Here is a 13,695-nt window from a genome sequence, read left to right as displayed (position 1 = left end):
ACCCCCTCATTAATTATAATCATACAGTGACTCCACTGTCTTTGTCTTCGCACCCTCTTTTACATTTCTTCCATACGGAAATGCAATCTCATCCTCCATGGTAAGTCCGGAAACGATTTCAATGGAACCGTACATATTTTTTCCAACCTCTACATACTGCTTCTCCAGCCTTCCATGTTTTCCTTTCTTGTATACATAGGAGCGGTTTCCGTCTTCTCTTATGAACATCCGTTCCAGGTAAATCGAATTCCCACTGTCACCCGAAAGTCCGTCTACGGAAATACTGACACCCTCACCAGATGAAAGGTCTGCATCTTTCTCAACCACTGCAGTAAACGGATAGTAGGACATATTAGGATTCTCGCTGCTCTTCATACTTTCAACCGGTGAATTACCGATACTGGTGATCGTTGCCTCATAAGAGTTCCCCGTATTCCAGGAAGTCACCATCACAGTCATACCCTCTTTTAATTTATCATAGCTGCTTTCGGCAATCCCTCCGATTACATAACAACCATTTTTTCCGGTCACAGATATAACCGGTTTATTCTCCAGCTTTGCCTCTTCTTCGTCAAGTACAGCTTTTACCGTTCCCTCTACTGTACTCTTTACAACACCATTATTTACTTTTTTATCCAGCTTTTTCAATTCCAGTTGTGCTGTTCGCTTTTCCAGATCCAGGTCCTTGATCTTCTGCTCTTTTTCCTGGATTTGCTTTGCCTGCTCTTCCCTGGTCATTCCATCTGCCTCTCCCAGATCCGGTTCTTCATATCCACCAGGGTTATCCGGTTCGTCCGGAATTATCGGCTCTTCCGGTGTCCCCGGCTGCTCCGGATTTTCGGGCTTTATCACCTGTCCGGTCTTTCCGTCCAGCGTCCAGGAGTATAAAAGAAGCGTCGGTTCCTTCTCCTGATCCACTACATCAAAGATACAGACTGCCCTCTCTTCCAGCATTTTCAGCATGAACTCCGCATTTACCGTTGCTCCCGGCGCACAAAGATAGCGATACGGCTTTTCTTTTGTTCCATCTCCATCTTCATTATAAGGAGCAGCGTCCTTTGTAATCTCTTTATAAATGATCTTATCCTTCAGTTCTTCCGGAAACGGCTTCCCGATTGATGGTTTTTCCGGTCCTTCCGGATTTTCTGGTGTCTCCGGCTGCTCAGGATTTTCGGAAGTATCCGGATTTTCCCCTTCATTTTTCTTTGCATCCGCAGTCCGTATTATTCCAGGTCTGGTTCCTTTTGCAGTCATTTTCCGCAGCTCATCCTGGCTTCTTTCAACAGACGAAACAATCTTTGCATTTTTCAGCTGCTCTAATTCTGCCTTTTGATTCTGAATATTCAGTTCAATCCCCTGAATCTCCATCTGCTTCATTTCCTGCTCAAGTCCTGCAAGCGTAGTATCATAGGCAACCAGACGATCGCCGATCTTCACCGTATCCCCTGATTTGACATAAATCTCCTTGATCGTAAGGGTATCATCATGGTAAATGTCCTGGCTCGCACCTGCCTGCACCTTCGCATAATCATAAATATCCGATTCTGAATACCATCCACCATTACTCATACTGGCTACCGGTGCAACCTTGACCGCTTTTTCACTTTTTTTCATTGCAAATATAATGCCGCCTCCAATGAAACATACACAGACAACCAAAGCAATCCCGATCTGAAGAATTTTTTTCTTATTTCTTTTTTGAAAAGTCATCCTTTATTCCCCCTCTTCCATGCCTCCTGCCTGTACATTTTCGTTCTTCTGAACGGCTGCTCCTTCTTTACATTCTCCATCCGGCCAGACAATGTAATCCGTCTCTTTCAGTCCTTCTGTGATTTCCCATGTATCCTGCTCCTCATCATAAGCACCAAGCTTTACATTTCTCTTTTCCAGTCTGTCCTTTTTATTTGCTACCCAAACGTAAGGCTCTTTCCCGTCTGCATCTACAATATAAGCAGTCATCAGATGTAATCCCTCTGTATTTACTCCGGTTCCAGGCTCGATATATACATGCTGTCCCAGCATCAGACCATCACTGGTTTCAAGCGTTACATAAAATGAATATTTAGTTGCCCGGGCAGAAGAATCCGAACCGGAATACATCTCGCTTTGTGAACTGCTCTCCGGTTTTTCTGTGTCGATCACATCCACAGATCCCCTCCAGATCTCCTCCTGGTTATTCCTTGCCCGCACCGTCACATCCATTCCCGGCTGAAGCTCACCGATATTCTGTTCACTGATTTTTCCCTTAATTCGGTATTTTCCGGTAGAAAGAATGCTCATAAATGCCTGCTTTTCTCCACTGTAATCATCATAACCAGGATCTGGATTAATCTCCTGGATAATTCCTGCAATCGTGGATGTCACCGTGGATGATTCCAGACTCTTCTTCGTCCGGTTCACTTCCAGTTCTTTTACTTTATAATTATATTCTTCCTGTTTTACATTCGTCTGCAGCTCCTGGATCTGCGTTGTATAAGAAAGCTGCTCACCTGCCGGTGCATTCTTTTTCTCTGTCGTTAAGGCCGCAATCTGTGAATTCAGATTGGAAATACTGTTCCCTATCTTCTCCAGTTCCAGATTCCCCTGCTCCAGTGTCATCGCAAGCTCCTCTGTATCATATTCAAAGAGTTTCGTCCCAGGCTCCACTTCCTGCCCTTTTTCCACGAAAATCTCTTTCACTTTCTGTCCTTCTGAAAGTGAGATTTTCAAAGTATCCTGCGCCTCCACAACGCCTGCAAAGCGGTTCACGGTTCCGCTTCCGTTTCCGGTGATCACGCTGACCTTATCCGCGTAGTAGATGTTCTTCGCGGAATCCTTTTCCCCTCCTGAAACCATGTGCAGGATTGCGGCAATCAGAGCGACTGCAAAAATAAAGCATACAATAAAAATCACCTTTTTCTTCCCCTTCAGATTGTCTTTGAAATTCCCATTTACATTCATTTTCATTCCCTCCTCATCATTCTACTTTTAAGGTGTAAAAGTTTGTTGAAGTTAGTCCGACAAAGTGTATATGGAAAGTGCTGCGGCTTCCCTTCGGCAAACCATTCCGAGGAACCTCTGAAAGCGGGAATCGTGTTCAGGAAAACCTTCCACGATTCCTGAGTTTCCTCTCCATTGCCTCAATAAGGAACCCGCAGCACTTTCCAGATCCAATTTGTCCCTCTAAGTTATCGCACAATACCATCGCCCCGTAACTTGCGTTCCGATATCCAATCATAGTTTCAGTATACTGGAAAACAGTTGGAAATACTATTTAGATTTTCTTAAATTTTCGTTCATTTCTGTGTCATATAATCTTTTGACTGAACTTTCGTTCTTTTATTTCTACATAAATAATCTCCCCACAACGATCGTTCCGTAACTTTGTCTATAACCTTCAACTCTTCACCGCATATATCCCATCTGTTCTGTGGAGATATTTAGTAGTGTGGCCAGTTTTGCTCTGTCCGGCTCTGCCTGATTAAGCATCACGACATACTCACTGTTGAAATCCTCGTACTTGCAAGAACAGAATCTAACAAATTAAAACAGGCAATCTTCGCCTACTTATTTCAGAAGAATGAGGCGAAGTTTCACACGCCAGTTGGGGAATTGAAAGTCCCCAAGTCACTCCCCAACTTTTACCCAATTTCATGCATAAATAGCGATAATTTACGATAAGTCAAAATTTATTCCCCAACACTAAAAAAGGTCCACCGGACCTTTTTGTCGCATGCTTGGCAACGCAAAAAAACCTTGAATCATCCCATTTTCATAGGAAATTCAAGGTTTTTCGTTGATTTACATGATAATCATACGGTTCAAATTCTTATGCGAACTGTAAGATTATGCGTTCATCTGTTTTGCGACTTTTAGATTACATTCCAGCCTGATTTGTGAACTTTGAAATTATATTCCTGCCTGTATTGCTACTTATATATAATACAGCTATGTATTTATCAGTATTTTCAAGAAATTGGTCTTTCCGGCTAATTAACGATTTCCTGTGTTCCCCAATTTTTTAAGTTGGGGAATGATTCTGAGCATTTGTTGCCTGATTTCAATTTCATTTTTTCTTATTTGGGGAATCCTTTTTATAAAGTTGGGGAGTATTTTCGTACCCCAACTTTATAATCAGCAGTGACTCATAGCCGAAATTCTAGCCCTTCGAATTTCTTCATTATAATATTCTTCCGGTGTCTGTGTCTTCGCCACTCCAAATTTCTTAATTTCTTCTTCCATTATATTATCCAAGACATGTGTATAAATGTTTAATGTGATGCTGATACTCGAATGTCCCATCAACCTCTGGACAACCTTCGGTTCCATTTTCTTTTCAAAGCATCTTGTAGCAAACGTATGTCGTAAACTATGTGGGTGGAAGTCCCTGATCTCTCTGGGTTCTCTATTTTCTTGTACTGCCAGAACTCCTTCTTTTTCTCTCATTCTCTTTAAAGCCTTTTTTATTTCTTTCTCTACAACATATCTGACGCAGGGACTTCCCATACCTGTTGTAAATACCAAATCTTTTAAATCATCCGTACTTCTCCAGCGACTGCCCAGTTCCTCTTTTAGCTTATTCTGTTTTTTCCTCTGAGCTTTTAATATTTCTTCCATTTCTCCTAAAAACGGAATCTCTCTGATTGAATTTACCGTTTTAGGAGTTACAAGCATCATTCTCTTTTCTCCATTATAATAACTACAACTCAAGGAACGTCTGACGTGAACTACTTTCTTTTTTAAATCTATATCGCTCCATTTCATTCCACCAAGTTCTCCAACTCGGACACCTGTAAGACACATGAAATAAAACATTTCTTTATACCAGCTATCCTCCATCTCACTCAGGAAATTGTCCTGTTCTTCCTGGGTTAATGCAATTTCTTCTTTTGATTGTTTAAATGTCCATGGTACTTCTACAATCAAACATGGATTTACTTTAATCAATTGGTTTCCTAATGCAAAATCTAAGCATTCTCTTAAACGCCCCAATGCTTCTCGCATTGCACTGTGCGATACTTGATTCTGTTCCATTGCATTTAATGCTCTCTGAACATCCAACGGTTTAATATCTTTCAGCTTCATTGACCCGATATAAAAACCAAATGTTCTTTTGAAATTATTTTTCATCGGTGCAATACTCGTTTCTTTCACCCGGTGTTGCTTTACCTCTGAAAACCATTCTTCAAACCACTCATTCAATGTGATTCTGGTTTTTCTATAATCCAATGTATCCCTGGCATTTTCTTTTGCCTTTTCAAATTCTTCCATCAGTTCGTTTAGATCTGTTCCATATAAATTGATTCTAATTCCGTTTACAACCGCTCTTGCTTCATATGAACCGTTCTTCTCTCTAACTCCTCTTGGTAATGCTTTTGCCATAATTGTTTCCTCCTGAAAAACTTCTTATCTGTTGCTCCTTCAAATTACCATTCATAAACGTGCAAAACAAACATGCGAATTTTTGTTTCGCATTCTTGACTTACTTTCTGACCTGTGCTAACAGCCATTTATCGAGTAAGAGCTTATGTGCATAATTACGATTGCCAATTCTGACAACAAATATTTTTTCATTTTCTCTCATCAATTCTCTAGTTTTCGTCATCCCAAGATTCAAGTAAGCTGCTGTTTCTTCTACATTTAAAAGTACCTTTTCTTGCTCCATATACTACCCTCACACTCGCTTCTTTCCTATATAATAGTCATATCCTTTTCTGATATTGCAAAACATACAAGTATCCTTATATCGCTGTTCTGGATTCACCCTCCGGATATAATGTCCCGGCACATCATAAAAATTGCCTGCGCATACTCTGCACAGGCTCACGACCAACGGTTTTTCAATGATTTTCGGTATCCCGGTACTTCTCCGGATTGCTTTATTGATTTTCTCCATTTCTACCCGGTTCAACGTACATACATAATTTTCCAACCGTCTTTTATCTAAAGTTCTAAGCTGCTCTAACAGCACTACAGAATCCTTTTCCAGACCTTCGATTTCTGGAATTGCAATGTGTGTCGGCAGTTTCATTTTTTCTTTACTTGTAATTGCTGCCACAATCACTGTCGGACTGTATTTATTTCCTATATTATTCTGAATCACCAGCACCGGACGATAACCGCCCTGTTCACTTCCAAATACAGGATCAAGGTCGGCATGATAAATATCCCCACGCCTGACGTTTCTATCTTCCATCCTTGCTTTATCTCCTCTCGACTTTCTAACTGTTGTTATTCCTAAATATGTAAAATACAAGCCTATTTGTCCCCGACGTCCCGACTTGTAATTGGGAAATCATCAGACGGCTGACTGCTAATCAGCTCCACAGGATTTTATTTAAAATAAATATGTGGGATTGGGATTTTTCCTCTCCAGGGATCTCCTGAAGCTGCCCTCACTTGTTGCGGCATCAAAGAAATATTTTGTATACACGACTTTATGACCGGACAGGAGTATCATTATGCCTGTTGTCTGTTATCGCCCTGCCAGAAGCAATCTGACAGTTATAACCAGATATTTTTCGCTCAACAGTCTGGGCAATACAAACTAAAACCAAAAGGAAGTATACGGGTGGGATTTCGCTGTCTTTACCCAATCCGTGTTATGGCGTATCTGTTAATGTGGCTTACGCTCATCACGATAACAACAGGAATGTGCCTGATGAATGTATATGAATTTGTCAAGGTTCGTCCCGCTCCCCAGTCTTTTCATAACAAAAGAAGAAACAGGTGGATCAGAATATTTCTCTTTCCACCTGTTTCCTCACTTAAACGCTATTTTTCAACCCACTATCTCAAAATCTTTTTCAAATTTCTGATTGCTGCTTTTACAGACTTTGCTACCATTTAAAAAGAGCAGCCTTCTTCCTGTGCAATCTGCTCATAATTCTTATCTTCAAAATAATACTTCATCAATCGTCTTCTCTGAATTTCCGACAACTGCTGGATTGCACTATGTAACCGTTCCGTTTCCAGTTTATTCAGAACCGTATCCTCTACACTTTCTTCTTTCTGAAATATCCGTTCATACAAACTGGAATCCCATACTTCTGACTGCTCAATGTGCCTGTCCACAACATTCATATGCGACACATCCTGCAATTCAAACGTATTAAAAGCCTCATATACACTCTTTCCTATTTCCAAATCCTTGTACTCTTTTTCACCATTGCGGAATGAAACATAATATTTTCCGTCCTTCTCATAGATTTCATATGGGTTGTATTTATCTTTTCTTCTTTTTGGCTGTCTGCCTTCCATGTCCTTTCCTCCGATCTGAATTTTTTTGAATTCAGATCAGTAGGCGGGGCACGAATACGAACAATCGTCCTTGTTAGGAATTGTTCATTCTCAATATTTAGGTAACAAAAAACGCCCTGACAGATTTCACTCCTATGGACGCATTTAATTCGATATTTTATTACCCTGGATTCATTATTGGCTCTTACCCTAGTTTCAATTCCAACATTTACTAATGAAATTGTTGAGATTTTTTTAATTGAATACCTTCTGTTGAACAGAATTTTTTAGCTGAACTCTTGCTAAGAACCATATTTTCTCCGGTTAGATTCCGGAAAAGAAAATAAGCATACAAATACTGCTCTTTCGGAATCTGTTTTTTTTAACCGAAAGAGATTTGTATGCTTTCTCATTCATTGGGTAATACCCTGTATTTTTTCTAATGTTACACCCTTTTCACTTTTCAAATTTAGGGTAATACACTAAGTTTATGGAGGTATATAAACATGGATATTCCAAAAACATTATTTGCCACTTTAGTAAAACAAGGGCGTATGGAAATGCATTTAACACAAGAAGCTCTTGCTGAAAAACTCGGAATATCGGCGGCTTATCTTGGAGACCTCGAACGCCATAAAGGCGGTCCCAGTCTGGAATTATTTTGTAAAACCATGCAGACTTTAAATATTTCTGCTGATGACTACGTTTATCCAAATCAGAATAAAAATAATTCTACATATGATCAGATTCTTCGGCTCTTAAATCAGTGCAATGATTATCAGTTACAGGTAATTCTTGCAACTACGACAGCTTTGCTAGATTCTAATCCTTTTATTTCTAACGTAGACACTACTAATGATACAGAATAAAACTTGTAAAATACCGATAAATAGCTGATAATTACCGATATTTAAAATTAGTGGAATAAATACTATTACCATATGTTAAAAACAGTTATGCTATATCATTACAACTTGATATAACATAACTGTTTCTTCTTTACGAACATCCTTTTATCTATCAAATACTACATTTTCCTCCACAACACACTTAATTGCTTTTCATCTCGCTAATTATTTTTTCCATATCCGTCGATTTTTTCAAGAGTCCTAAACCAGCCAATAACTGAATACAATCTACATATCCTTGACAATATGCCCTTTGTTCTGACACAAACGCTTCTTCTTCCAAAATTTCTCCATATTGCTTCAACTTCTCCCTGTCCTCATTACTTATATGATCGAGAAGTTTATTCACCTTTTCTTTTTCCATTTTCTTCTTCAACTGAATATTTGCAAGTTCTTGGAAATAGATATAACTTTCTCTGTTTATATTCTCACAACGCAACTGGTTCAAAAAAGAGGATATTTCATTCCAAATATCATTTTCCATAAAAATTTCTCCTGCTATTTTGGGTATCTTTACTTATTATGCCCAATTTTATATTCCATCATTTCATCAATTCACCATTAAATTTATATCCCATACCCCATACATTTAAAATGTATCTTGGTTTTGCAGAATCTGGCTCAATCTTTTTTCTGATTCTCCGAATTATGCCCATAACATTATCTTCTGCCCCATAATATGGTTCTTTCCACACCTGTGTATATATTTGTTCCTTTGAAAATATCCGTCCTGGATTTTTTGCCAGCAAATATAATATTTCAAATTCATAATTCGTCAATTGAACCAGCTCACCATTACTTTCTACAGAACGATATTCCGCATTTATTTTTAATGCTCCGTAATCAAGTACCCTATTTTGTTTATCAGGCATCTCAGAGTATTTTTTAGCAGACAGAAAATGTAATAATTCATTTAATTTTTCTTCCTCATTTTCATCAAATGTTACAACAACTACCCTTCCCATTTTTATAAAAACCTTTCACATTTCAAATCTTACAAGTGTAATTTTTATCTATTATTACATCTGTAAGATTTAAAGTCAAGTTTTTATTTCGTTGACAAAATAACCTTTTAAGATATATAATATTTTTATTACATTTGTAAGATTTGGAGGAATATCACATGAGCAATCTGCCTCAAATTTCAGAAGCTGAATTTGAAGTTATGAAAATCGTTTGGAAATACGCACCAATCAGCACCAATGAAATTACTGAAAAATTAACACAAATTTCCAGTTGGAGTCCTAAAACAATTCAGACATTGATTAAACGTCTCGTTTCTAAAAAAGCACTAACCTATGAAAAACAAAGCCGGGTTTTTGTCTATACTCCATTGGTCAAGGAAGACGAATATATTCGGCAAGAAAGTAATTCTTTTTTAAAGCGATATTATAATGGTAATATCACTTCTATGCTTGCCTCTTACATTGAGGATGATAAATTGTCTGAAGAAGACATTGCCAGCTTACGGAATCTTCTTTCCAATCATTAACCATGGGAGGAGCATATTTTGATATATTTTAGTTTTCGATTTTTACTCTGTAATGCCATCATTTGTATTTTTTTAGGTAGTTTACTGGGATTAAAAAATTTATTGCAAAGGCAATTATCCGCACGTATGCAATATAATCTTTCGATTATATTTCTTGCCGTTCTAATTGTTCCCTTTTTACCGATAAACTCTGCCCCATCTTCTATATCGTGGAGACATTTGCTGACAGCCAGTTCAAGTACCAATGGTGACATTCAAACCACTTTTCTTTCTGGTAATGGTTATAATTTGGATAAAATAAATGATTTTGCTGTCTCTGTCAGCACCCAAATACCAACTTTTATTCACACATTACTTGTATTTTTCTGGAGTATCGGTATATTCATAATGTTTTTTCTTCTCTACCGCTCAGTAAAACAAGTAAAAGCCTTACATAGTTCTGCTTTACCTCTTCAAAATGAAGAACTCAACGCTCTTTATATAGAATGTTTAAACGAAGTGAACAGCAAGCATACCATTCCGATTTATAGTACAGCATTTTTGAAATCTCCTGTTTTGGCTGGTTTCCTGCATCCTCGCATTTATCTTCCAATTCACTTGATTTCAGATTTTAACGCTGGAACTATAAGCGCAACTGATATTCGCTATATGCTTCTTCATGAACTGCAGCACTACAAGCATAAAGATATTCTAATTGGATATTTGATAAATACAGTAAATGTTTTCTACTGGTTCAATCCCCTAATCTGGTATTTTCTAAAAAGAATACGACAGGAACGGGAACTTGCCTGCGACAGTGCTGTATTACAATTATTGAAAGAAACAGAATACAAGTCATATGGAAATACACTGATTAACTTTGCCGAAACAATAGCTCTGTCTCCATTCCCTCTTACTATGGGAATTAGTGGAAATATAAAACAGTTAAAAGGACGCATTTTAAATATTGCATCATTCCACCAACCTACTTTTAAACAAAAAATTCGTGGATATCTTATATGCATATTCGTCTCTACTATCATCATTGGATGCATTCCCATACTTTCTGTTTATGCTTCTGATCAGACTGGGTATCATTTTGACACAACCGAAAAGAATATTACTCAGCTAAATCTTTCTTCCAATTTTGGGGACTACACTGGAAGTTTTGTTTTATATGATCAGTCTGCTGATAAATGGAATATTTATAATATGGAGCATGCTTCCACACGTGTATCACCGAATTCGACTTATAAAATATATGATGCATTACTTGGCTTGGAATCTGGAATTATTACACCAGAACATTCCACTTTCACATGGAATGGAGAACCATATCCTTTTAATTCATGGGAAGCCGATCAAGATTTAACCTCGGCTATACATAATTCCGTAAACTGGTATTTTCAGGCAATTGATTCACAGGCAGGTTTTGAAGCCGTAAGAACATTTTTACAGACAATAAACTATGGGAATCAGAATACTGGAACAAATCTAAATCTCTATTGGACAGATTTCTCTCTGAAGATATCACCCATAGAACAGGTGGAATTGTTACAGGATTTCTATCAAAATAATTTTCATTTTGACAGTAAAAATATCCAGGCAGTAAAAAAAGCTCTGCTGCTTTCCACTACTTCTTCCGGTTCTCTTTACGGGAAAACAGGAACTGGGCGTGTCAATGGTAAAGATGTCAATGGTTGGTTTATCGGATACATTGAAACAGCGAATAATACTTACTACTTCGCAACAAATATTCAATCCTCTTCTGGTGCAACTGGAAGTCAGGCTACCGAAATAACAGAATCTGTACTTTCTAATCTTGGTATTTGGAAATAAATAAAGAGAACTGATAGCATAATTTCCCGTTATCAGTTCTCTTTATTTCATTCTTCTCTACTGATCAATTCTGCAAATTACCTAACCGGTACTGATACCTCGGTATATTATCAATACCATTATCTAAAATCCTGTTTCCAACATACTGAATCGTTCCATCATCCTGAATTTTCATCGTAAGTTCGTGTGTAATAACAACATCATTACATACAACAGAATCACATACTGCATGAATTGTCAAAACAATGGTTCCATCTTCATTGTTCCTGACTTCTGTTACTTCCGGTAAAGACAAGCCAAAATGTGTTGGTGAATAATTACCACATCCCAATCGTTCCCAGATAAACATATTACTTTGTTCATCGTAGACCGCCCATTCTTTCAATTCTTCTTTTGTAACTGGAAGATATGTCATAATTACATTTTCGAACTCTTCTGCTGGAATTCCCACAACCTCTTTTTCTGCAGTAAATTTTTCTCCATATTTCATTTGATAAAAATATTCATAAAGTCCATTATAATCCAACCCCTGCATATCCTCCGCATTCCAGTTTGAACATAACAGATTGTTTCCCTGATAGCCGAACGTACTCACATATTTTTTTGAATATTCCCGACACTCCTCACTCAAAGGCTTTACCCGGATAATACAACTTCCATCTACAATCTCTGTCACTTCCGGTGGTTCAGGTACGCATAATTCATAACAGAAATTCCCATTTTCAGTATATGCCCATTCTTTTATTTTTGATAGCGATATGTATGTAAGTACAGGCTCTGTATCCTCACTCCAGATCATTTTTGCGGACATCACACTCATTTCTTTTCCATCATAACTATATTCTTTTCTGGTAATTCCACCATCTGTATCTGCTTCATATAAAATTACACTTCCTTTTTCTTCTTGTTCTGCAGATTTTAAAAATTGTTCCATCTTCTGATAATTATCCATAACAGAATAATGATCGGAACCAATGACCGGATTCCCATTTTGTTTGATAATTTCTTTCATCCGATTCATCATTTGCTCAGCAGTGTTCTGATCTGCTTCTTGTATTCCATTATATTCAGAATAAATATCTCGGATAATGCCCATAATTTCTTCACAATCGTTCACAGCTTCCTTTTTCTTGTCTTCATCGATTGGTAGATTATATCCCTTATCCGGATTTTCCATGGTAGTGTTTTTCTGATTCTTCTCATTTTTTACATCTGTGCTGTTTAACGATATCTTACTTTCACAGGAAGTCAGAATCATTCCTATACAAAGTACTAACAAAATACTTTTTCTTTTCATATTGCCCCCTAATTATTACTGTAATTCTCTTCCCACTCTTCTTCTGTTAACCTTGGCATATACCACCCTGCATTTGCATTTTGATCTGACTTGATTACCTTATTTGATAAATACTGGAAACTTCCGTCTTCCATAGGTTTTATCATCAATTCACTGGTGATTGCCTGATCTAACATTCTGATTTCCCATACTGCTTCTATCGTAAGTTTTAATGTTCCATCTTGTAATTTTTCATATGAGATAACTTCCGGATATGGCTCATATGGGAATTCACAATCATATAACCCTCGCGGTCTGTATCTAAAAGTTCTATTATCAGAGTTATAAAAAGTTCCTTTTTCAATCTCGGTATTACTAAATGGTAAATAGGTCTTTATAACCTCTTCAAACTCATCTTCTGGAACTTCATATTCTGCTCCACCACAATTTGCTTCATATGGAACTTGCTTTCCATATTTCATATAATACATTTTTTCATAAAGATCATAAAAATCAAGTTCCGTATAATTCTGGTTATCCCAATTTGTAATCAACAGATTATTAAGTGCATACCCCAACGGCATAACATATTTTCGATTCAATTCCCGGCATGTTTTATCTAATGGCTGCACTCTGAATCCAGTTTCACCCGGTGCTCCATCAAATCCCGGTGGATGATATTCCTCCAGAAACAAGTATCCTTTTTCTGTATATTTCCACTCATATGCTTCATATTCATCATAATAATTAGCCTGTGGACTATTATCCTTCCATTTAACCTGACATAACCGAACATTTATCTTTCCATTCATTGACTTTAAATGATATTGTATAATTTCCCCTTCATCAAATACAACAACAATATCTACTGCTGCCTGTTCTTCTTTCTCTGCTGCTTTGCAAAAATCTTCTACTTTTTCACGATTGACCATATCAATCTGATTATCACAATCTACTGCCGCATATCCTTTTTCTTCCAGACA

General features: G+C 37.5%; 13 protein-coding genes. 3 read left to right on the top strand and 10 right to left on the bottom strand.

Going from position 1 to position 13,695, the window contains the following annotated elements:
- Positions 1-9 precede the first annotated feature (9 nt).
- The 6 genes from PG418_RS17230 to PG418_RS17205 form a co-directional block, all read right to left on the bottom strand.
- Complete coding sequence (locus tag PG418_RS17230; RefSeq protein ID WP_498837781.1) at positions 10-1,710, bottom strand: HlyD family secretion protein; 1,701 nt, start codon at positions 1,708-1,710, stop codon at positions 10-12.
- Positions 1,711-1,713: 3 nt separating this feature from the next.
- On the bottom strand, positions 1,714-2,940 hold the full coding sequence (locus PG418_RS17225; protein ID WP_368276625.1) for an efflux RND transporter periplasmic adaptor subunit: 1,227 nt from the start codon (positions 2,938-2,940) through the stop codon (positions 1,714-1,716).
- Positions 2,941-4,113: 1,173 nt separating this feature from the next.
- Positions 4,114-5,361, bottom strand: coding sequence for a tyrosine-type recombinase/integrase (locus PG418_RS17220; RefSeq protein WP_044925643.1), 1,248 nt, complete (start codon positions 5,359-5,361; stop codon positions 4,114-4,116).
- A 100-nt stretch (positions 5,362-5,461) separates the two neighbouring features.
- The gene (locus PG418_RS17215; RefSeq protein WP_028088126.1) at positions 5,462-5,644 is read right to left on the bottom strand and encodes an excisionase; all 183 of its coding nucleotides are present in this window, start codon (positions 5,642-5,644) and stop codon (positions 5,462-5,464) included.
- Positions 5,645-5,653: 9 nt separating this feature from the next.
- Entirely contained in the window at positions 5,654-6,175 is a 522-nt protein-coding gene (locus PG418_RS17210; protein ID WP_028088125.1) for a type II toxin-antitoxin system PemK/MazF family toxin, read from the bottom strand.
- 650 nt (positions 6,176-6,825) lie between these two features.
- Positions 6,826-7,239: an RNA polymerase sigma factor gene (locus PG418_RS17205; protein WP_498837780.1), complete on the bottom strand. Its 414-nt coding sequence runs from the start codon at positions 7,237-7,239 to the stop codon at positions 6,826-6,828.
- A 485-nt stretch (positions 7,240-7,724) separates the two neighbouring features.
- On the opposite strand from PG418_RS17205, the gene PG418_RS17200 reads away from it, so the two are divergent.
- Positions 7,725-8,087 (top strand): helix-turn-helix domain-containing protein, encoded by a 363-nt coding sequence (locus PG418_RS17200; protein WP_055181100.1) that lies wholly within the window; start codon positions 7,725-7,727, stop codon positions 8,085-8,087.
- 181 nt (positions 8,088-8,268) lie between these two features.
- Here the strand turns inward: PG418_RS17200 and PG418_RS17195 are convergent, their stop codons facing one another.
- Together PG418_RS17195 and PG418_RS17190 are read right to left on the bottom strand one after the other, a co-directional pair.
- Entirely contained in the window at positions 8,269-8,610 is a 342-nt protein-coding gene (locus PG418_RS17195; protein WP_026649399.1) for a hypothetical protein, read from the bottom strand.
- 58 nt (positions 8,611-8,668) lie between these two features.
- The gene (locus PG418_RS17190; RefSeq protein WP_006428644.1) at positions 8,669-9,091 is read right to left on the bottom strand and encodes a winged helix-turn-helix domain-containing protein; all 423 of its coding nucleotides are present in this window, start codon (positions 9,089-9,091) and stop codon (positions 8,669-8,671) included.
- Positions 9,092-9,249: 158 nt separating this feature from the next.
- On the opposite strand from PG418_RS17190, the gene PG418_RS17185 reads away from it, so the two are divergent.
- Both PG418_RS17185 and PG418_RS17180 read left to right on the top strand, forming a co-directional pair.
- Positions 9,250-9,618, top strand: a complete 369-nt coding sequence (locus tag PG418_RS17185; RefSeq protein WP_005341664.1) for a BlaI/MecI/CopY family transcriptional regulator — start codon at positions 9,250-9,252, stop codon at positions 9,616-9,618.
- Between the two features lie 18 nt (positions 9,619-9,636).
- The gene (locus PG418_RS17180) at positions 9,637-11,436 is read left to right on the top strand and encodes a BlaR1 family beta-lactam sensor/signal transducer (RefSeq protein WP_412596234.1); all 1,800 of its coding nucleotides are present in this window, start codon (positions 9,637-9,639) and stop codon (positions 11,434-11,436) included.
- A gap of 64 nt (positions 11,437-11,500) precedes the next feature.
- Here PG418_RS17180 and PG418_RS17175 read toward each other — a convergent pair whose 3' ends face one another.
- Positions 11,501-12,733: a DUF6070 family protein gene (locus PG418_RS17175; RefSeq protein ID WP_117559235.1), complete on the bottom strand. Its 1,233-nt coding sequence runs from the start codon at positions 12,731-12,733 to the stop codon at positions 11,501-11,503.
- A gap of 8 nt (positions 12,734-12,741) precedes the next feature.
- Positions 12,742-13,695, bottom strand: a 954-nt coding sequence (locus PG418_RS17170) for a DUF6070 family protein (RefSeq protein WP_498837779.1), incomplete at its 5' end; no start/stop codon positions are given.

The sequence above is a fragment of the Bariatricus sp. TF06-38A genome (assembly GCF_027690675.1).
Taxonomy (GTDB): domain Bacteria; phylum Bacillota; class Clostridia; order Lachnospirales; family Lachnospiraceae; genus Allocoprococcus; species Allocoprococcus comes.
Note: the sequence above shows the minus strand (reverse complement) of the source record. Positions and strands in the feature narration are given on the sequence as shown.